Origin of the sequence: Candidatus Methanoperedens nitratireducens (assembly GCF_000685155.1) — an archaeon.
Lineage (GTDB): Archaea > Halobacteriota > Methanosarcinia > Methanosarcinales > Methanoperedenaceae > Methanoperedens > Methanoperedens nitratireducens.
The window spans coordinates 329,061-347,085 of sequence record NZ_JMIY01000003.1 but is presented as its reverse complement, the minus strand read 5'-3'; the positions used below and the strand labels follow the sequence as shown (position 1 = coordinate 347,085).

Genomic DNA, 18,025 nt, shown 5'->3' with positions numbered 1-18,025 from the left:
TTAATTATACGCAGATACTTAATTAGGTTTAGATTCTCTGCTAAATCTTAAGTCTCTCAAGCCTCTGTGCGGCCTCGATTAAAGTCTCATCCCTCTTTGAGAACGTGAAGCGCAGCTTATGTCTGCCTGCTTCGCTCTTATAGAAGCTGCTTCCAGGTACGGCTGCTACTCCGATCTCACGCACCATATACTTAGCAAAGGCAGTATCATCCATAGCCTTATCATCCATCCCATCGGGTATATCGGCAAGGATATAGTATGCACCCTGCGGCATCGTGCATCCAAATCCGGCTTTTATTAAGGCATCATACAGAAATCTTCTCTTTCTGTCATACATCGCCACAAGCTCTTTATAATACGAATCTGGAAATCTAAGTGCACTGACGCATGCATGTTGAAGCGGGGCAGGGGCTCCTACGGTCAGGAAATCATGTATCTTCCTGATAGCAGAGGTCAGGGTTTTTTCTGCAAGCGCATAGCCGATACGCCAGCCTGTGACACTGTATGTCTTTGAGAACCCGCTTATGGTTATCGTCCTGTCCCTCATCTCATCCAGTGAGCCTATACTGGTATGCGTTTTGCCGTCGTACAGTATATATTCATATATCTCATCTGTCACAACAATAGCATCATAATCAACGCATAGATCTGCGATCAATTTTAACTCATCCTTACTGAACACTTTGCCGCATGGGTTATTCGGGGTGTTAAGAATGAGCGCACGCGTCTTCCTGTTAAAAGCAGATGTAAGGGCATCTTCATCAATATTGTACTCATCGTCCAGGGGTATAAAACGAGGAATCGCACCAGAAACAGCAGCATCAGGACCATAGTTCTCATAGAACGGCTCGAATATGATGACCTCATCCCCTTCATTGATTATAGCAAGCATTGCAGCCATCATGGCCTCTGTTGAACCGCACGTTACCGTGATCTCGCTCTCTGGATCGACTTCGATGTGATTATAATCGCGCGCTTTTCGTGAGATCTCATCCCGCAGCTCTTTTGCTCCCCATGTGATTGAATACTGGTTTCGGTCTTCTATAATTGCAGATACAGCAGCGCGCTTTAACTCATCCGGAGCCGGAAAATCCGGGAATCCCTGGGCAAGGTTGATCGCATCGTGTTTTAATGAGAGCCTTGTCATATCACGGATGACGGATTCAACAAAATGATCTACTCTGCATGATAACATATACCGTCCTAGAGTACAATAATGTATATCTACATTTCGTAGATCTGTCATGATTTTTCCAGTAGAAATAAAGGGGTTTAGATAGTATAGTTAGCTTCGATTATACGGACATTAAGTGTGTATTCCCATCATCTGGTCACAGTAATTGTAGTTTTAACAATTTTTGACGTAAGTGCACTGAAACTGTTATCGTATTTAAAATAATATGTGCCAGAAGAAGGAGCTACCCATGAGATCGTTGTATCTCCTATTTTAGAACGTGAAATTATTTTTGCACCGTCGGCATTGGTTATATAAAAATCTATATCTAGATCCCCACCTTGCAATACAGTAATTGAAACTTCTAATTCGTCACCTGTCTGTAGATCGCTGTAATAGCCTTTTACACTATTTGCAGATATTGTAAATTGTTCATTCACAATAGTACTTGTTTGCTTATTTGAAGAACCTATAGGACCGCTGCATCCGGCAACTAATACACCCAATATTATTAAAATAATTAATAATATTTTTTTCATACAATCACTAATCTGATTATTATAATGATGCTGGCTAATAAATATTTCTATTCTTTTAAAGATTACATTAAAGTGCTTTCTGTATAGATCAACTGGTGGCTATCCACGGTAATTATAATGCATATAGCCGATTCATGTCATTATTTGTATGCAAAAGAGTTAATCTAAGAGTTGTTTGAGTGAATTGGCGGATGGTCTCATTGAAAACAAAAAAGTTATTTATTTAAACCTTGCATACATTTGCATAGGTTGGGGTTTAAAATAACATGGTGATCGGGATTATAGCTAACAGGAGTGAAGGTAATGACAATAATACATATAATCTTTGTATATTCGGTGATAGGATATGAGTCCTATCTACCTGCTCATAGCGATATATACCATGACCGTAGTTGCCCTTTCCATATATGGAAGCAACAACCTTCTCTTTGCTTATCTCCACAGTAAAAGGAAGAAGGAAAAACCTCCAGATACGCCTTCCTCCTACCCGGCTGTGACAATCCAGCTCCCTGTATATAACGAGTTCTACGTAGTTGAGCGCCTGATAAGAAAAGTAGCAGATATGGATTACCCGATTGAGAAACTTGAGATACAGGTGCTGGACGATTCAACAGACGAAACTACAGAAATAATACAGGGATGCATTAATGAGCTTGGAAGCAGGGGCCTTAATATCCATTTGCTCCGCCGCCCTACAAGGGAGGGATACAAGGCCGGGGCACTGCAGGAGGGGCTGAAGCATGCGCAGGGTGAATTCATAGCGATTTTTGATGCTGATTTCCTGCCTGATCCTGATTTTCTTAAGAAGTGTATCCCCTATTTCTCTGATCCTACTGTAGGCATGGTACAGACAAGGTGGGGGCATATAAATGAAGATTATTCCCTCCTCACAAGGGCGCTTTCTATCGGGATCGATGGACATTTCCAGATAGAGCAGAGTACAAGGTACAGTGCCGGGCTCTTCTTTAACTTCAACGGCACTGCAGGTATATGGCGCAGGAAGTGCATTGAGGACTCTGGAGGATGGCAGGCTGATACTCTCGCTGAGGATCTGGACTTAAGCTACAGGGCACAGCTTCAGGGCTGGAGAATGATCTTTCTTGATGATGTGGTCTCTCCTGCTGAGGTCCCGGTACAGATAAATGCCTTCAAACGCCAGCAGTTCAGGTGGGCTAAAGGCTCAATCCAGTGTGCCAAGAAGCTCCTGCCAGAAGTTGCAAAATCAGATGCTTCAGTCTTCAGGAAGATAGAGACTCTGCTGCACCTCACTTATTACTCAGTGCATCCAATGATGGTTGTGCTTCTGCTCCTCAGTCTTCCTCTTATTACTTTTTCAAATACTATCTTCTCTTATTTCAAGTTCTTAGCTTTCGGTACTCTTGGACCTCTGGTCATGTATACCCTCTCGCAGATGGAGCTATATGAGAACTGGTGGCGGCGCCTGGTATATCTGCCTATGCTCACGGTCCTCGGGATCGGGATATCGGCCAGCAGTACCATAGCTGTTGTAGAAGCACTGCTCAATCGTAAGGGTGCTTTCCTGCGAACACCTAAGTTCGGGATAGAGAGAAGAGCTGATAGGTGGGATACCAAAAAATACAGGTTAAGTTTCCCCTTCACCACTATCCTGGAGCTTTCTCTTGGTATATATGCCCTGGCTGCTCTTTATATATCGATTACTACAGGAAGCTATTTTCTGGTGCCGTTTCTTGTGCTCTATGCACTTGGCTATTTCTATATCGCAGGATTGACGGTTTTGCACTCACTCTAGAGAAACTATCTGAATTTCCCCGGGTCTATTCTGATGATCCGGTCATCGTCTTCACCAGGCATACCCCTTCCGTCCCTGTTGCTTGTAAGGATATACAGGAAATTATCAGGGCCGACAACAACATCCCGCAGCCTGCCAAAATCTCTATTCAGATGACGGCGCAGAGACACTGGTTGATCATCTATTACCACCTCATACAGGCTCTGGCCCCGCAGCCCTGCAAAAAATAAAGACCCATCTAAATAAGCAGCACCAGAAGGTGCCCATGTCTCTGTACCGCTGTGGATTACAGGGCTTACAAATCCTGGTGCTTCTTCATCACCCTGAACAATCGGCCAGCCATAGTTTTTTCCAGGCTCAATAAGATTCAGTTCATCATTAGCCCTGGGGCCGTGCTCGGTTGCCCAGAGCACACCCTGACCATCCCAGACAAGACCCTGGGGATTTCGATGGCCAAAAGAATAAACAGGTGAGTCTGGAAAAGGATTATCAGCAGGGATTGTCCCATCATCTTTTAAACGTAAGATCTTTCCAGCTAAAGAGTTTTCATCCTGGGCCAGATCTGGATTATTGGCATCACCGGTTGTGATGTACAGGTGCCCGTCAGGACCGAACTTTATTCTACCGCCGTTATGTATTGAGGCCCCGGGGATATTATCGATGATTATTTCTTTATCTGACAAATTGTTATCATGTTTTCTAAATCTTACCACTCGATTAGCTAAAACAGCACCATTTTGATAGGTGTAATAAACATATACGAATGAATTCTGGACAAAATCAGGATGCAGCACAATACCAAGCAAGCCCCCCTCCCCTCTATGAGCCACTTCATCGATGGTAAGCAAGGGATCTGGAAGCAGGCCTTCTTTTTCATCGATCAATCTTATCCTGCCTGCCCTCTCGGTAAAAATAATACTGCCATCAGGCAGAAAATCAAGAGCCCAGGGAATATCCAACTCTTTAGCCACAGAAACGGCAGGAAGTGTATCATCCAGAGGTGGTGCGGTTGGGGTTAGGATATCGCCAGGTCTGCTAACTGAAAAATCCCACAAGACAAGACCTATTAACAGGATTATAAAAACAATTATAGCAATGAGAACAAGTGATTTTTTATTCGGAAGTTGAGCCATAGACTTATTCAATACCCCTGGTATAATTTCTCAAGATTTTACATAAAGGTTTCTGGATTATATATGCCCTGTGTAAGTCCCGACCCGGGGACAAAAAAAATTAACATCCACCAAATAAACTTATTACCCACCTGTGCATAGTGAGGATTTATGATTGTTTCTATGACGCTTGAGCTAAAGGATATTCCGGGGCAGCTTGTTCTTGCACTTTCGCCGATATCAGAGTTACATGGGAATATTATGAGCGTTGTACATCAGCACGAAGAGAAAACTCCCAGAGGAACAATCCCTGTACAGATCACTTTTGAGATAGATCAGCGTGTTCTTGACGAACTCATCGAGCGGCTTGAGAAAAGCGGTGTCAGAGTGGCAAGAGTAGGGGAAGAGAGGCTGAGATCCTCGGTCTCTTTAGTTCTTATAGGGCATATCATTCATTCAGATATAGGAGATACCATCGACAGGATAGATTCCACAGGCTTTGCAGAGGTCGTAGACCTATCACTCTCGATGCCGGCGATAGATAGGACTTCATCAGCATACCTTGTAATCAGTGCTACCGGGGAGAAGGAATTGAAAAAATCACTTGAGATCCTGCGGGATGTTGCAGATAAAAAGGACCTGCTTATGATAGAACCTATCAGGCTTAACTCGGAGGGAGCATGAAGACTATCAGATTATCCATCATCGGGTTCGGGGCGGTAGGCCAGGGGGTAGCCCGGTCAATCTTATCAAAACAGGGGTATATTAATAAACAGGGCATCAACCTGTGCGTTGTAGGGATAGCGGATTCTGGCGGATGCGAGATCGATGATAAGGGAATAGACCTGATGGGCGCTATAACCAGAAAAAAACAAACAGGCACAGTTGCGACATGTGCAGAAAGTGCATTTGATCTGATCAGTAACGTGGAGCATGAGATCATCGTAGAAGCAACTCCTACGAACATCAAGGATGGTGAACCTGGCCTCAACAATATGCTTACTGCCCTCAATTCAGGAAAGAACGTTGTCACATCGAATAAAGGACCTCTTGCATTGCGTTTCTCCGATCTGAAAGAGATGGCTGAAGATAACGGCCTGTTCTTCAGATATGAATCTACGGTGGGCGGGGCTGTTCCGATATTTAACCTTGTTCATGAGGCCATGGCTGGTAACACTGTTATCGGGATTGAGGGCATACTCAACGGTACCTGCAATTATATCCTTACAAGGATGGCAGAAGAGAGGCTGCCGTATGAGCTTGTGCTGAAAGAGGCACAGGAACTGGGGATAGCAGAGACCGACCCCACGTACGATGTTGAAGGTATAGATTCTGCATGCAAACTTGTCATCATCGCAAACTCGATCTTCCAGGATGCTGTCACATATCGCGATGTAGATATCACTGGTATCACAAAGATCACACCTGAGGCCCTTGAGCTTGCCAGTAAAAACAATTACGTGGTAAAGCTCATCTGTGAGGCCGGGAATGGTACGCTTACTGTTGCGCCGCGCCTTGTCCCCAAGCGGCATCCCCTTGCTGTGGGAGGCACGCTGAACGTTGCATCCATACTGACCGACCTTGCAGGAAGGATCACTATCAGTGGAAAAGGTGCAGGTTCAATTGAGACCGCAAGTTCTATCCTGAGCGATGTTCTGCATATTGCAAGAAATTCATGAGGGCTGTTATTGTTAGTAGAGAGGAAGCTGAAAAAGTTCGGCAAAAACTGCTCTTTGAAGGCGCTCTTGATAAAACCAGAAGGCTTGTTAAAAAGAGCGGTCTTATTGAGATCCCTGTAAAGGAATCCTTTGCAAAAGAAGGTCTTACTCTGGTCGAACAGGAAGAGCCCCGGTTCTATATCCCGAAAAAGACCCCTGGCGACTATCTTGATATTCTTGATATCCCGGATAGCGAGAGAGAGCTTTTACCTGCAGGATGGCAGATCCTCGGGGACATAATCATAGTCTCACTGCACGAAAAACTGGAGAACCAAAAGGCGGAGATCGGTAAGGCGCTATTATCCTTATATCCGGGATGCAGGACAGTGCTTCTTGACAGGGGAATAAGCGGTCAGATGAGGCAGCCTGAGCGGGAAGTAATCGCAGGGAGGAGCACTGAGACCATACATATTGAGAACGGCTGTTCTTTTAAGATCGATGCCATGAAGCTTATGTACTCCAAGGGAAATCTCGCTGAAAGAAAGCGCATGAGCGGGCTTGGTGAGGGTGAAACTGTTGTGGATATGTTCGCAGGGATCGGGTATTTCTCGATACCCATGGCAGTGCATTCAAAACCCAAAAAGATATTCGCTATAGAAATAAACCCTGTAGCATCTGGTTATTTAAAAGAGAATATAAAGCTTAACAGAGTAGAGGATGTTATTGAACCTGTGGAAGGAGATTGCGCAGTTGTTACCCCGCACGGGATAGCGGACAGGGTGATCATGGGGTATTTAGATGCACATGAGTACCTCAAGCACGGTATCCGTGCCCTCTCACCGGGCGGGATTATTCACTACCATGAGGCCGTGCCTGAGGCGATAGAGCGCCGCCCTGTTGAGAGGATATCTGCTGAGGCAGAAAAACAGGGAAGAGATGCAAAAATAATCAATATGAGACGGATAAAAAAGTACTCACCAGGAGTGTGGCATGTGGTAGTGGATGCGAGGGTGGATTAGCTGTCTTCAATAATATGTGGAATCACTGCTGTGCCACTGATCTCCATGCCAAATTAGATATGTCCCTAGTTACAACTCTAACTTTCATGCTGACAAGAAGAATCCAACATGAACTTGAACTGCTAAAGAGGCACATTATAATACTTAAGAAAGTGATGGGCTGTGGGCCCATCGGAATAATGAAGCTCTCTCTTGAGACAGGCATACCAGATCATCTTGTAAGGTACTCATTGCGTGTTCTTGAGCAGCAGGGGTTGATCGCACCATCCACTCAGGGTGCTATTGCCACAAAGTCAGCAGAGGTAGCGTATTCTGAGTTCATGGCTGAGCTTGAAAAGATCAGCGAGATAACAGAAGAAATAAAGACAATTGGTCTGGGGCCAGCTACTTCTCCATGAACTGCACAAGTTTGTAAATATATTTTTAGCCTTTATGTCCCAGGACCGGATACCGTACGGGATAATCATATAATCATTATCATGATTAGATTTATTAGAGGGTACAGAGATAATAGCACTTAGAGGGAGAATAATGTCAAAAGAAAAAAAAGCCACGTTAGTGCAAATCTCCGCAGAAAATCAAACTAAAGAAGCTCCTGCTGTGGATCTAATAGAGGAGAAGGCTCCGGAGCAGATAAATCGGGAGACTGCTATATCTATTCTTGATCGTACTCTGGGAGGTGGATTGCCCTCAGGCTCTATGGTATATATATTTTCGGATGCAAGATCCATGGGCGAGGTCTTCTTATATCAGTTCACGCAGGCCCGCAAAAGCTATTATTTCTCAAACGACAGGCATCCAAAGTATGTATTGCGTGATATACAGAATTATGGCTTTGAAACTAATAACATAGTATTCGTTGATATATACAGTGCATATTATATCACTGCTCATGGAGAAATAGTTGATAATATAGGCAATGAGCTCATAGATGCCAAGATCGTAGAGTTCACAGAATCTAACCTGAGAAAAATAATGGCAGAAGCAGAGGGTATGGATGTAAACATAATCTTCGATTCATTTTCTTTTTACCTGGACCTTAATGTCAATCCAGGTATAATCAAACGGCTTATAAATGTGATCTATGAAACAACAAAAAAACTGAACTGCCTGTCATTTTTATATGGCCTCAAGGATACGCATGAGAAGAACCTTGAGAATGGAACCCTGAAATCCTGCGATGTGATATTTGAGATCGAGACTGAGAAGAATTCAGAGAAGGTCTCAAACCACCTGTTAATACCCAAGTTAAGAGGTAGAGCTCAGGCAACAGAGACATTAAGGTTCATCGTAGGGGATGGTATCCAGATCGATACTACGAAAGACATTGCCTGATTGTGATGTTCATGTCGATCTAAAAATCCTTTCTGCCACCTGGATAGCATTCTGGCGTATTGCAGGATATGCTTTGATCTTTATTTCTGCTGCAATCGTATCAGCAGTAGTTGCAAGTTGAACCGCTCCTTCATAAGCGGCCTGCTTATCAAACCTTATATGGAGACGGCATTCATCATCAATTCTCTCGCCAAGCTCATCTTTTAATCTCTTCAGATCCTGCTCTTTTAGCTTTGATTTTAATAGATCGATAAATCTGCTGCAATCCCTGCCTTTTATCTGTGCTTGAAGAATGGTGATTGGATTTCCAAAATGCCCCTCTGTATCAATAGTCTCTATTTTACCATCGGGAAGAAAAAGCGACAGGGCATCTTTTACCCTGTCCTTACTTTCGGTTGCCTGGGCAATTGTCCTGAGCGTGACATGATGTATCTGCATCACTTGCCTGTGTTATTATGCGAGCGCAGGCTTGGTCTTGTCTTTTCTGTGCCAATGCCTTTATGTCTCTGGCCCCTGCCCTTCCTGCCCGCACTTGTCTTTCCTCTGAAAACACGGCCTTTCTGACTGGTATTACATATCCAGTTGAGATTCTTATCACTTATAATTACAGGATGACTTGTATCCACGAGAATGGTCTCGTACCATTTGTGTCTGCCATCCTGGCCTACCCAGTAACTGTTCAATACCTGCATATTCGGGTACCTGCGCGCTGCACGCTCTTCTGCAATGCTCTGGATGCTCTTTCCAGGCGTTATCTTGTTCACGCCCATGCGTTTAGTTCTCCTTCCGCGCTGATACCTTGATTTGCGTCGGCCTCCGCGTCTTACTTTAACGCGTGCGACTACAATCCCTTGCTTTGCTTTATAGCCCAGAGCTCTTGCCCTGTCCAGCCTTGTGGGGCGCTCTGCTCTTATTACTGTGGGTTCCCGTCTCCATTCCTGCAGTCTTCCCCACATGAGTTCGTCCACATATGATTCATCCGGTTTTTTCCATGCATCTCTGATATATGCATACATTGATTTCATTGTATTCACCTAAGTTTTACGGTTCAGCCCTTATGGGCCACATTCCTGCGGGATTTTCTCCCGCTACCAGGGACTTTAAGCTATTTCATTGTAGTTAAAGATTTCTTGAATCTTCGTCCACCTTCGGTTCTTATTTCAATTCCTTCAGCAGTACTTCCCTTACAGTCCTTGCATCTGCCCTTCCTTTTGTCTTTTTCATTACCTGTCCAACAAGCGCGTTGAGGGCCTTTTCTTTACCAGCTTTATAATCAGCTACAGCCTGCGGATTTTCCTTTATTGCCTCCTGCGCCGCTGTCTCAACGATATCCCCTTCAACTTTAAGGAGACCTTTCTCTTTAACTATTTCCTCAGGCGAGCCGCCTTTATCAAGGATCGTCCTTATTATATCAACAGCACCGTCCTCTGTGATCTTATTATTTGCAAGAATCTCGATTATCGATATCATATGCTCTTTTCTGAAAGCGTCAATCGTGAGGTCGCGGTAGTTCAATTCTCCTTTAAGAACATCGCTTACCCATACAGCAGCCATTCTGGGATCAACTCTCCCTGCAACATCCTCATAGAATACTGCAAGCTTCAACTCTGATGTGAGGGCTTTTGCGTGTTCATCCGTTATCCCGTACTGCTCAATAAATCGAAGCCGTCTTGCATCCGGAAGCTCAGGCAGCGTCTCTGCAATCGCAGGCGCCCAGCTTGATATCTTCAAGGGCACAAGATCTGGCTCGGGGAAATAGCGGTAATCGTGCGCCTCTTCCTTTGTTCTCATTGATACAGTGATCTCTCTTGCCTCGTCGAAGTGGCGCGTCTCCTGTACAACCGTGCCTCTCCGCCGTATAACGTTTTTCTGTCTTACTATCTCATAAAGCAGTGCGCGCTCAGCACCCTTATGCGATGAGATGTTCTTGACCTCAGCACGCTGGCCACCCATTATAGAGACATTGGCATCCACTCTCAGGGCGCCTTCAAGATTCCCGTCGAAAACATCAAGATACTCAAGGATGTTCCGAAGCTTATCAAGATACCGCCGCGCCTCTTTTGGACTCCTGATATCCGGCTCGCTCACGATCTCAAGCAGCGCCATGCCTGAGCGGTTGTAATCGATGAGAGTATACTTTGATCTGTCGATCGTGCCCTCATGAACAAGCCTGCCCGGATCTTCTTCCATATGGGCACGCGTGATCCTGACTTTATGTTCCCCGTCCTCACCCTCGATAGTGATATAGCCCCCGCTTGAGATGGGGAAATCGTACTGCGTGATCTGAAAGCCCTTCGGGAGATCGGGATAGTAGTAGTTCTTGCGGTAAAACTGCGTATGCTCCTCTATCCTGCAATTAAGTGCAAGACCTACTTTTATAGCTGCTTCCACTGCCTTTTTATTTATCACAGGTAATGAGCCTGGGAGACCGAGACACACAGGACAGACATGGGTGTTCGGGGGATCGCTGTGATAATCCGTGGTGCATCCGCAGAATACCTTTGTTTTTAGCCGGTTCAACTGCACATGGACCTCAAGTCCTATCTTCACTCCATCCGGGTTCTCGTATGTCATAACCCCTCCGGTCTTCTATTGTGAAAATCAGTATTCTCTTCGAATGTATAAGCAGTCCTCAGGATAGTAGCCTCATCAAAGTGCTTGCCTATGATCTGCATCCCGATGGGTAATCCTTCCGCGAAACCGCATGATATGGAAATAGAAGGAACCCCTGCAAGGTTTACAGGGACGGTGTCCACATCAGCAAGATACAGTGACAGCGGATCGCCTATTTTTTCCCCGATCCGAAATGCAGGGTACGGCATTGTGGGTGTGATGAGAACATCCAGATCCCTGAATGCACGCTCAAAATCCTGCTTTATAAGTGTTCTCACGCGCAGGGCTTTTAAGTAGTATCGATCATGGTACCCGGCAGATAGCGCATACGTTCCCAGTATTATCCTCCGCTTTACTTCATCGCCAAACCCGGCTGCTCTTGTCTGTGAGAATGTGGTGTGCCAGTCGCTGTCCTCTGTGCGAAGCCCGTATCTCATCCCGTCAAACCGTGCAAGGTTGGAAGAAGCTTCACTCATTGCGATTATATAATATGCTGAGAGGGCGTGTCCTGTATGCGGCATCCTTACCCCGCTCCAGCTTGCCCCCAGGTCCTCGAGTGTATGGATCGCATCCCACACAGCCCTCTCTACTTTCTTATCAGTCCCTTCCCCGAAGTATTCCTCCGGCACGCCGATCTTCAGTCCCCTTATATCATCCTTAAGCGATGATGAATAGTTCACTTCTGTATCAATAGATGTTGAATCCCGGGCATCATTACCTGCGATCACGTCAAAAAGGGCTGCCAGATCGCGGACATTCGTGGCAAACGGCCCTATCTGCTCAAGTGAGTTGGCGTAAGAGACGAGCCCGTAGCGTGATACCACACCGTATGTGGGTTTTAATCCGACCACACCACAAAACGATGCCGGACAGCGGACTGAGCCTCCTGTATCAGAACCAAGGGCAAAAGGCGCTTCTCCGCCTGCCACTGCTGCTGCGCTACCGCCTGATGACCCGCCCGGTACCCTGTCCAGATCCCAGGGGTTGAGTGTCGGACCAAAGAAGCTTGTTTCTGTCGATGTTCCCATGGCAAACTCATCCATGTTGGTCTTTCCGATAATCACGGCGCCTGCATCCTTTAGCCTCTCTATCACATGGGCATCATAAGGCGGGATATAGCCGGTCAGGATCTTTGAGGCACATGTGGTCTGTATGCCGGCCGTTGAGATATTATCCTTGATGGCAACAGGTATGCCTGCAAGCTGGCCATCATGACCTTCTGAATCGATCTCCCTGGCACGCGTAAGGGCACTTTCACGGGCAACTGTGATAAAGGCGTTAAGCTTACTTGATTCGATCCTCTCAAGGTACTCGTACACAACTTCTTCTGAGGATTCATCCTGGATCCTCTCTCTCAGTTCATTTATACCTGCCCACATTTACATCATCCTTGGTGCTTTAAAGAATCCATCCTGCTTCTTCGGGGCATTGGCAAGCGCCTCTTCCTGAGAGAGTGAGACTGCTGGAACGCCTGGTTCATCATCCCTGAATACATTGCTCAATTGAAGCACATGATACGTGGGCTCAACCCCCTCAGTATCCACTTCATCAAGTTCCCCAAAATAGTCAAGAACTGAATTGAGCTTTGGCGTATACTTCTCCTTGTCCTCTTCACTTAACTCAAGACGGGATAACCATGCTATGTGCTCAAGGTCTTTTTTTGTGATCATAATCTTCTCCGCAATCTGAATTAAACGTAATAAGCCCTCAATAAAGGTTATTAAAAGCTTTATATATTTCTCTTACTATACTTGTATATAAAATCGTATATGGGATTGGAGGTAGATAAAGGTATGGATAAAAAAGAACTATCATAAGACGATATTATAAAAGAGTGGTTTGTGATAATATCTGTAAGAGATGAAACAAAAAAGATATCTTGAATGTCTTGATCCTCCTCAAATATCCTTACTTAACTGCCAGGGCTGCGAAAACGTCAAATTTACCATCATCATTATAATTATAATCAATAATTATATATATCTTAATTAATCTACGTATAGCTGTGGTATTAGGTATGGATCATAGGCCCTTCACTTCGTATATAGTCATAGCACTAATTCTTGTATCGACATTCAGCCCTGCAGCAACAGCCTCAATTGTTTATGGCCCTGTCAGGTTCGAGCGGACAAATGGCGCACCTGCCACAGTCCAGGATAATTTCTCACTTAGCAGAATAAACGGTAACTACACTTTATATATCCAGAATGGCGATGAAGAAAACAATTCAAGCAGCAGTTCTTTAATCAGGCTCAACGGAGAAACAGTAGTCAGGACAAACGAGTTCAACCAGAATATCCGCCTGATAGAAAAGAACATCTCAGTCCAGGAAAAAAATGAACTGGAAATTCAGGTAAGAAGCAGCCCTGGAAGCCATACCACGCTGTGGATAGAGGACGAAACACCATTAATCACCATACTTTCCCCATCCGACGACACAGCCTCAAACCAGCCAATCATAGTCTCAGGCACCATAGCAGAGCCAGCAGTAACCAGTATCACTTTAACTCACAACGGAGCGGCATTCACAGTACCGGTCATAGATCAGAATTTCTCAACAATCGTACATCTTGTTGAAATAAACAACATCACCATCAGTGCCATAGACTCGATCGGACGGACAAGATCCATCACCCTTCTCCTTGATGGGGACATGCTTCCCGAATACTACGAGAGACTGCTGGGATTCGATCCGCAAAACCCTGATTCAGACTCCTCATTAACACAGGAAAACGAGGCAGGGAACGGAATTAAAGACGGCTATGAGATGCTGGGAGGCCAGCTACCCTCCTTTGTAAAATATCGCATAGGAGCAGATCCCTTCAAAGAAGATACAGATGGCGATGGTCTAACTGATTACTTTGAATTGATGAAGCTGGGTCTTCTCACTGACATTCGCTCAGTCGACTCAGACAGCAACGGAATACCCGATGCAGAAGAGGACCCGGATAACGACGGTCTTACCAATCTTAAGGAACAAACGCTCGGAACAGATCCTCTTGTCAGCGATACAGATAAGGATTCATTGCCAGACGGCTTTGAGGTAAGCATAGGCACGAATCCACTTCTGAAAGACACAGATAACGACGGTCTGGATGATGACAGTGAACTGCGCCTTGGCACAGATCCCTTAAACCCTGACACAGACGGCGACGGTATCCTTGACGGGGATGAGGCCTATACTTCTGTAAAAACTCACGATACACTCGATGTAAGGGTATCAATTACAGGTAAAGGAGACCTGGCAAGAAATTTGAAGATATATAATGTTGCTTCAGGATATCTCAATAACGTCTCTGCACTTGTAAGTCCTGTTGTTGATCTCAGCCTGAATAGATCATTTGAATCAGCCAGTATAAGCCTGCCTTACAATCCAGATAAAGTAAGCGATCCTGCAAACCTCTCTCTTTTCTATTTCAATGAGACTCTTGGCACTTTTATCCAGATAGAATCAACAGTAGATCCTGATAATCGCACGGTCACAGGAACAACATCACACTTCTCTGTGTTCGCGATCTTTTACGTACCTGCATGGAATGCCCTGTTCGAAGCTGAAATGAATACAGGACGCGGTGGTACTGATGTGGTGTTCGTGGATGTCATGTTCACCATAGACAGCTCAGGGAGCATGAGCTGGAACGATCCTTACGGATACCGCAAGATAGCAGCAAAGAACTTCGTGGGTGCGCTTATCCCTGGCGACCGCGCAGGGGTTGTGGATTTTGATAGTTACGCATATCTCATAAGACCGCTCACTGATGATTTCAGCGCAGTCAATGCTTCAATAGACAGCTTTGATGCATGGGGCGGAACGAATATCGGTGCTGGAGTAAGTGTTGCAAATAGCCATCTTATCAGTGCCGGAAATACAAGCCATGCCTGGATGATGATACTGCTCACAGATGGTGAGGGTTATTATCACGATTACTACACCCAGCAGGCCGTGGCGAACAACATCACTATCTACACGATCGGGCTTGGAAGTTCAGTGGATAGCACGCTTCTTACAGGCATTGCTACTGCTACAGGCGGACAGTATTACTCTGTTGCTTCTGCTGATCAGCTTCCTGAGGTATTCCGTACTATATCCGGAGGGATAGAACCTGCAGATACAGATGGCGATGGCATCCCTGATGCGCTTGAGACTGGAGGATTCAGGGACGGGCTGGGAAACTGGTACTTCACTGACCCTAATGATCCCGATACAGACGGCGATGGGCTGTCGGATGGGGAAGAGGCTGGAGTACTAGTTGAGGTCAATGGAAAGAGATATTTCAATATTATAAGTAAGCCAACGCTGGTGGACAGCGATTACGACGGTATAGCAGATTCAGATGAGGAAGAGTTTGGAACAAGCCCATTAAATCCTGATTACGATAAAGATGGCTTAAAAGATGGGTTTGAGCTGGAAATAGGTACTGATCCGTTGATCGCAGATACCGATTATGACGGATTTGATGATTATGAAGAATACCTGGATCCTGACTATGATCCGCTTGTCTATGAGAAACGCTACAGCTATCTTGAGATCGGAAGGGAGATTGTCCTGGGCGCTGTTCTTGGTGAGTGGGGTGCTGATGACCATGATAGTCTATATTATTTTGCAGGCTGGATGCTCAGCGGTTTCATTGTCGTGGGTGATATCAGGGACATAGCTGCATCGATATGGCATGGCGATGGTCTTGGTACACTTTTGAATGCACTTGCCCTGATTCCGGCTTATGGGGATACTGCGAAGGTTTCTGGAGCTATCACGAAGTTTGTTGCAAAGCATCCGAATATGGTGTTTTCAGCCGCGTCTTTTACATTAAAATATGTTGATGATTCAATAATCTGGGTCAAGGCTTCTATCGGTGATGATATTGTTAAAAATTTGAACACTAAAGGATTCTCTGATGATGTTATCGTTTCTCTTTACAAGCAGGGAATAGATTTAAAGAGATTTGATGACATTCTTACAAACAGTAAGATTTACCAGGAATTCCCTGGATTGCCTACGTTTGTGAGGGATGAATTGACAAGTGGAGGTTCGATATTGACGGACAGGGTCACAATCGATGTTAAGAAAATGACGGCTGCAGATGCTGCAGGCAAATCCGTTGCCGGCTATCTGGGCAATCTCAAAGGTGCATATGGGGAATATCTTGTGAAGAAAGAGATATTGGGTAATATTCCTGAGAATTCTCGAAATATTCTAATTGATACAAAGCATGTCAACAAGGGAGGACCGGATTACTCTGATATATACGATAATGTTTTAAATATAGCAGAGGCAAAAACAAGGCAGACACTGACGTTATGGGATTTAAGGAATTATATTAAGAAGGACGAACTAACTGACGCTCTGGAGTTTAATGTCAAATATTCAGCCAATCACATTGGAAAAGATTATTTTGATTCAAATAAAAATCCCAACTTAAGAAAACAATTTATCCTTTATCTTAACGGACCGAACAGTCAGGCAATCAAGGATGGTTTAAATTTGCCTTCGAGATTGCCGTATAATTACAAAACCAGAACTGAAGAATTCTCAGGAACTATTGACATTGTAGTCAGGGCAGTGAATAAGTAGAGGTTTAATGTCAAATAATAAATTCTCTGATTTCATAAAAAATGAACTTAAATATTGTGAAAAATACTTACATGATAAAGATGCGTATGATAAATTTCCAGAAAAGATTGAAAATGGAATTTTAGACTGTTATGAAAAATTAGCCACAATATATGCCTATAGTGGAGACAAAAAAAAATCAACCAAAATGTTCCATCACTTGACAATTTTTGGTTATCGGTTGTATACCTCAAGATTTGCTACTTTGTCAGAAGAGGGGAAAAAAAAGCCACGTTTATTAATTCAACAAGGAATGTGGCAATTAAGAGAGGGAATCGCTTTTAACCTTTCAAAAACCGACCCACAAAAAGCCCGCCAGCTCTTTGAATGGGCTGCCGAGAGTTGCCTATTGTCAGAAGATTTTATTGCAGCCGCAATAAAATATGGGAATTTTGACGATATTGCAGCCGGACACCTCTGGCGCGGCTATGCCTTGTTGAATCTGAGCAAGTATGAAGAAGCACACGAGCTTTTAACACAGGTAATTCTCTACTTAAACAAATATAAAAAATCTGGCGTCGAAATGTGGAGAAAAGTAGAATATGCCCTTCCCAAAGCCCTTGTCCCACTGTGCGAATACAAGTTAAACCCCACTCAGGAGAATTTGCCAAAAGCAAAAGCAGGCATAGAGGAATATATAAAAAGCCTGCGGGCTAACAAAGACAAACTTGAAGGATACCTTTACTATTTCCATCTGAAAGAAACCTTTGCCGATGTTTATACAGCCGAAAAAGCTCCAGAATTAGCAAAAGTTCCATCCAAAATCAAAAAACCAGCCAAAAAATTAGAGTTTCCCCCGACCGAATATGACACCAAAGGTTCTGTGATGATCTTTGACAGGGAAGGAAGCGGATCGCTTGAGGCTTTCGGCACACAGAACGAATTTGAGGCTTACGTTGAGAAGGTAAAAACCCTTGGCAATTTCCCCGTGCTCTCAAGCCTGATGGAACTTTACGCGACTGAGGGATTGCAGGAGCCCGAACCTCTGATAGAGGAGTGCGAGAGGCTGCTTTCAAGACCTAATGTTGAGCCTGAGATGAAGGAGAAGACCAAGCTCATACTTACTGTGGCAAAGGATGCACTGGAGGCGGGGTCTACTGTGATGCTCTATTTTGATCCAGAGGTATAATTATGGCAGCAGATATTGAAAGAGCGTTGAAATATCCTTTAAATTTCAAGCCGCTGTTTGTTTT

The 18,025-nt window shown here is 44.6% G+C and carries 16 protein-coding genes; 8 read left to right on the top strand and 8 right to left on the bottom strand.

Annotated features, from left to right (window positions below):
- Window positions 1-40: 40 nt before the first annotated feature.
- Both ANME2D_RS08380 and ANME2D_RS08375 read right to left on the bottom strand, forming a co-directional pair.
- Window positions 41-1,195 (bottom strand): pyridoxal phosphate-dependent aminotransferase, encoded by a 1,155-nt coding sequence (locus ANME2D_RS08380; RefSeq protein ID WP_048090480.1) that lies wholly within the window; start codon window positions 1,193-1,195, stop codon window positions 41-43.
- A gap of 128 nt (window positions 1,196-1,323) precedes the next feature.
- Window positions 1,324-1,713: an emp24/gp25L/p24 family protein gene (locus ANME2D_RS08375; RefSeq protein WP_048090479.1), complete on the bottom strand. Its 390-nt coding sequence runs from the start codon at window positions 1,711-1,713 to the stop codon at window positions 1,324-1,326.
- Between the two features lie 346 nt (window positions 1,714-2,059).
- Here ANME2D_RS08375 and ANME2D_RS08370 point away from each other — a divergent pair, with 346 nt between their 5' ends.
- Window positions 2,060-3,484 (top strand): cellulose synthase family protein, encoded by a 1,425-nt coding sequence (locus ANME2D_RS08370; RefSeq protein ID WP_048090478.1) that lies wholly within the window; start codon window positions 2,060-2,062, stop codon window positions 3,482-3,484.
- A gap of 5 nt (window positions 3,485-3,489) precedes the next feature.
- Here the strand turns inward: ANME2D_RS08370 and ANME2D_RS08365 are convergent, their stop codons facing one another.
- On the bottom strand, window positions 3,490-4,617 hold the full coding sequence (locus tag ANME2D_RS08365; RefSeq protein ID WP_048090476.1) for a PQQ-dependent sugar dehydrogenase: 1,128 nt from the start codon (window positions 4,615-4,617) through the stop codon (window positions 3,490-3,492).
- A 150-nt stretch (window positions 4,618-4,767) separates the two neighbouring features.
- Between ANME2D_RS08365 and ANME2D_RS08360 the strand changes: the two genes are divergently transcribed.
- The 5 genes from ANME2D_RS08360 (at window position 4,768) to ANME2D_RS08340 (ending at window position 8,608) form a co-directional block, all read left to right on the top strand.
- A complete protein-coding gene (locus ANME2D_RS08360) occupies window positions 4,768-5,280 on the top strand; it encodes an amino acid-binding protein (protein WP_048090473.1) in 513 nt (170 codons plus the stop codon).
- Window positions 5,277-6,275 (top strand): homoserine dehydrogenase, encoded by a 999-nt coding sequence (locus tag ANME2D_RS08355; RefSeq protein ID WP_048090471.1) that lies wholly within the window; start codon window positions 5,277-5,279, stop codon window positions 6,273-6,275. The genes ANME2D_RS08360 and ANME2D_RS08355 overlap by 4 nt, the downstream gene beginning before the upstream one ends.
- Window positions 6,272-7,273, top strand: coding sequence for a class I SAM-dependent methyltransferase (locus tag ANME2D_RS08350; RefSeq protein ID WP_048090469.1), 1,002 nt, complete (start codon window positions 6,272-6,274; stop codon window positions 7,271-7,273). The genes ANME2D_RS08355 and ANME2D_RS08350 overlap by 4 nt, the downstream gene beginning before the upstream one ends.
- An 86-nt stretch (window positions 7,274-7,359) precedes the next feature.
- On the top strand, window positions 7,360-7,671 hold the full coding sequence (locus ANME2D_RS08345) for a hypothetical protein (RefSeq protein ID WP_048090467.1): 312 nt from the start codon (window positions 7,360-7,362) through the stop codon (window positions 7,669-7,671).
- Between the two features lie 133 nt (window positions 7,672-7,804).
- Complete coding sequence (locus tag ANME2D_RS08340) at window positions 7,805-8,608, top strand: RAD55 family ATPase (protein ID WP_102044970.1); 804 nt, start codon at window positions 7,805-7,807, stop codon at window positions 8,606-8,608.
- Window positions 8,609-8,617: 9 nt separating this feature from the next.
- Here the strand turns inward: ANME2D_RS08340 and ANME2D_RS08335 are convergent, their stop codons facing one another.
- From ANME2D_RS08335 to gatC, 5 genes are all read right to left on the bottom strand, one after another.
- Complete coding sequence (locus tag ANME2D_RS08335) at window positions 8,618-9,046, bottom strand: RNA-binding domain-containing protein (RefSeq protein ID WP_048090465.1); 429 nt, start codon at window positions 9,044-9,046, stop codon at window positions 8,618-8,620.
- Window positions 9,046-9,633: a 50S ribosomal protein L15e gene (locus ANME2D_RS08330; RefSeq protein ID WP_048090464.1), complete on the bottom strand. Its 588-nt coding sequence runs from the start codon at window positions 9,631-9,633 to the stop codon at window positions 9,046-9,048. The genes ANME2D_RS08335 and ANME2D_RS08330 overlap by 1 nt, the downstream gene beginning before the upstream one ends.
- 130 nt (window positions 9,634-9,763) lie before the next feature.
- Window positions 9,764-11,182: an Asp-tRNA(Asn)/Glu-tRNA(Gln) amidotransferase subunit GatB gene (gene gatB, locus ANME2D_RS08325; protein WP_048090461.1), complete on the bottom strand. Its 1,419-nt coding sequence runs from the start codon at window positions 11,180-11,182 to the stop codon at window positions 9,764-9,766.
- Entirely contained in the window at window positions 11,179-12,600 is a 1,422-nt protein-coding gene (gene gatA / locus ANME2D_RS08320) for an Asp-tRNA(Asn)/Glu-tRNA(Gln) amidotransferase subunit GatA (RefSeq protein ID WP_048090459.1), read from the bottom strand. The genes gatB and gatA overlap by 4 nt, the downstream gene beginning before the upstream one ends.
- The gene (gatC, locus tag ANME2D_RS08315; RefSeq protein WP_048090457.1) at window positions 12,601-12,891 is read right to left on the bottom strand and encodes an Asp-tRNA(Asn)/Glu-tRNA(Gln) amidotransferase subunit GatC; all 291 of its coding nucleotides are present in this window, start codon (window positions 12,889-12,891) and stop codon (window positions 12,601-12,603) included.
- Between the two features lie 347 nt (window positions 12,892-13,238).
- On the opposite strand from gatC, the gene ANME2D_RS16870 reads away from it, so the two are divergent.
- On the top strand, window positions 13,239-16,793 hold the full coding sequence (locus tag ANME2D_RS16870; protein ID WP_052368698.1) for a VWA domain-containing protein: 3,555 nt from the start codon (window positions 13,239-13,241) through the stop codon (window positions 16,791-16,793).
- A gap of 7 nt (window positions 16,794-16,800) precedes the next feature.
- Window positions 16,801-17,961: a hypothetical protein gene (locus ANME2D_RS08305; protein WP_048090455.1), complete on the top strand. Its 1,161-nt coding sequence runs from the start codon at window positions 16,801-16,803 to the stop codon at window positions 17,959-17,961.
- The last annotated feature ends 64 nt before the right edge of the window (window positions 17,962-18,025 follow it).

Excerpts from the sequence above, each read along its gene's own strand:
- ANME2D_RS08380 (WP_048090480.1), bottom strand. The coding sequence starts at position 1,195 with ATGTTATCATGCAGAGTAGATCATTTTGTTGAATCCGTCATCCGTGAT.
- ANME2D_RS08375 (WP_048090479.1), bottom strand. The coding sequence starts at position 1,713 with ATGAAAAAAATATTATTAATTATTTTAATAATATTGGGTGTATTAGTT.
- ANME2D_RS08370 (WP_048090478.1), top strand. The coding sequence starts at position 2,060 with ATGAGTCCTATCTACCTGCTCATAGCGATATATACCATGACCGTAGTT.
- ANME2D_RS08365 (WP_048090476.1), bottom strand. The coding sequence starts at position 4,617 with ATGGCTCAACTTCCGAATAAAAAATCACTTGTTCTCATTGCTATAATT.
- ANME2D_RS08360 (WP_048090473.1), top strand. The coding sequence starts at position 4,768 with ATGATTGTTTCTATGACGCTTGAGCTAAAGGATATTCCGGGGCAGCTT.
- ANME2D_RS08355 (WP_048090471.1), top strand. The coding sequence starts at position 5,277 with ATGAAGACTATCAGATTATCCATCATCGGGTTCGGGGCGGTAGGCCAG.
- ANME2D_RS08350 (WP_048090469.1), top strand. The coding sequence starts at position 6,272 with ATGAGGGCTGTTATTGTTAGTAGAGAGGAAGCTGAAAAAGTTCGGCAA.
- ANME2D_RS08345 (WP_048090467.1), top strand. The coding sequence starts at position 7,360 with ATGCTGACAAGAAGAATCCAACATGAACTTGAACTGCTAAAGAGGCAC.
- ANME2D_RS08340 (WP_102044970.1), top strand. The coding sequence starts at position 7,805 with ATGTCAAAAGAAAAAAAAGCCACGTTAGTGCAAATCTCCGCAGAAAAT.
- ANME2D_RS08335 (WP_048090465.1), bottom strand. The coding sequence starts at position 9,046 with ATGCAGATACATCATGTCACGCTCAGGACAATTGCCCAGGCAACCGAA.
- ANME2D_RS08330 (WP_048090464.1), bottom strand. The coding sequence starts at position 9,633 with ATGAAATCAATGTATGCATATATCAGAGATGCATGGAAAAAACCGGAT.
- gatB (WP_048090461.1), bottom strand. The coding sequence starts at position 11,182 with ATGACATACGAGAACCCGGATGGAGTGAAGATAGGACTTGAGGTCCAT.
- gatA (WP_048090459.1), bottom strand. The coding sequence starts at position 12,600 with ATGTGGGCAGGTATAAATGAACTGAGAGAGAGGATCCAGGATGAATCC.
- gatC (WP_048090457.1), bottom strand. The coding sequence starts at position 12,891 with ATGATCACAAAAAAAGACCTTGAGCACATAGCATGGTTATCCCGTCTT.
- ANME2D_RS16870 (WP_052368698.1), top strand. The coding sequence starts at position 13,239 with ATGGATCATAGGCCCTTCACTTCGTATATAGTCATAGCACTAATTCTT.
- ANME2D_RS08305 (WP_048090455.1), top strand. The coding sequence starts at position 16,801 with ATGTCAAATAATAAATTCTCTGATTTCATAAAAAATGAACTTAAATAT.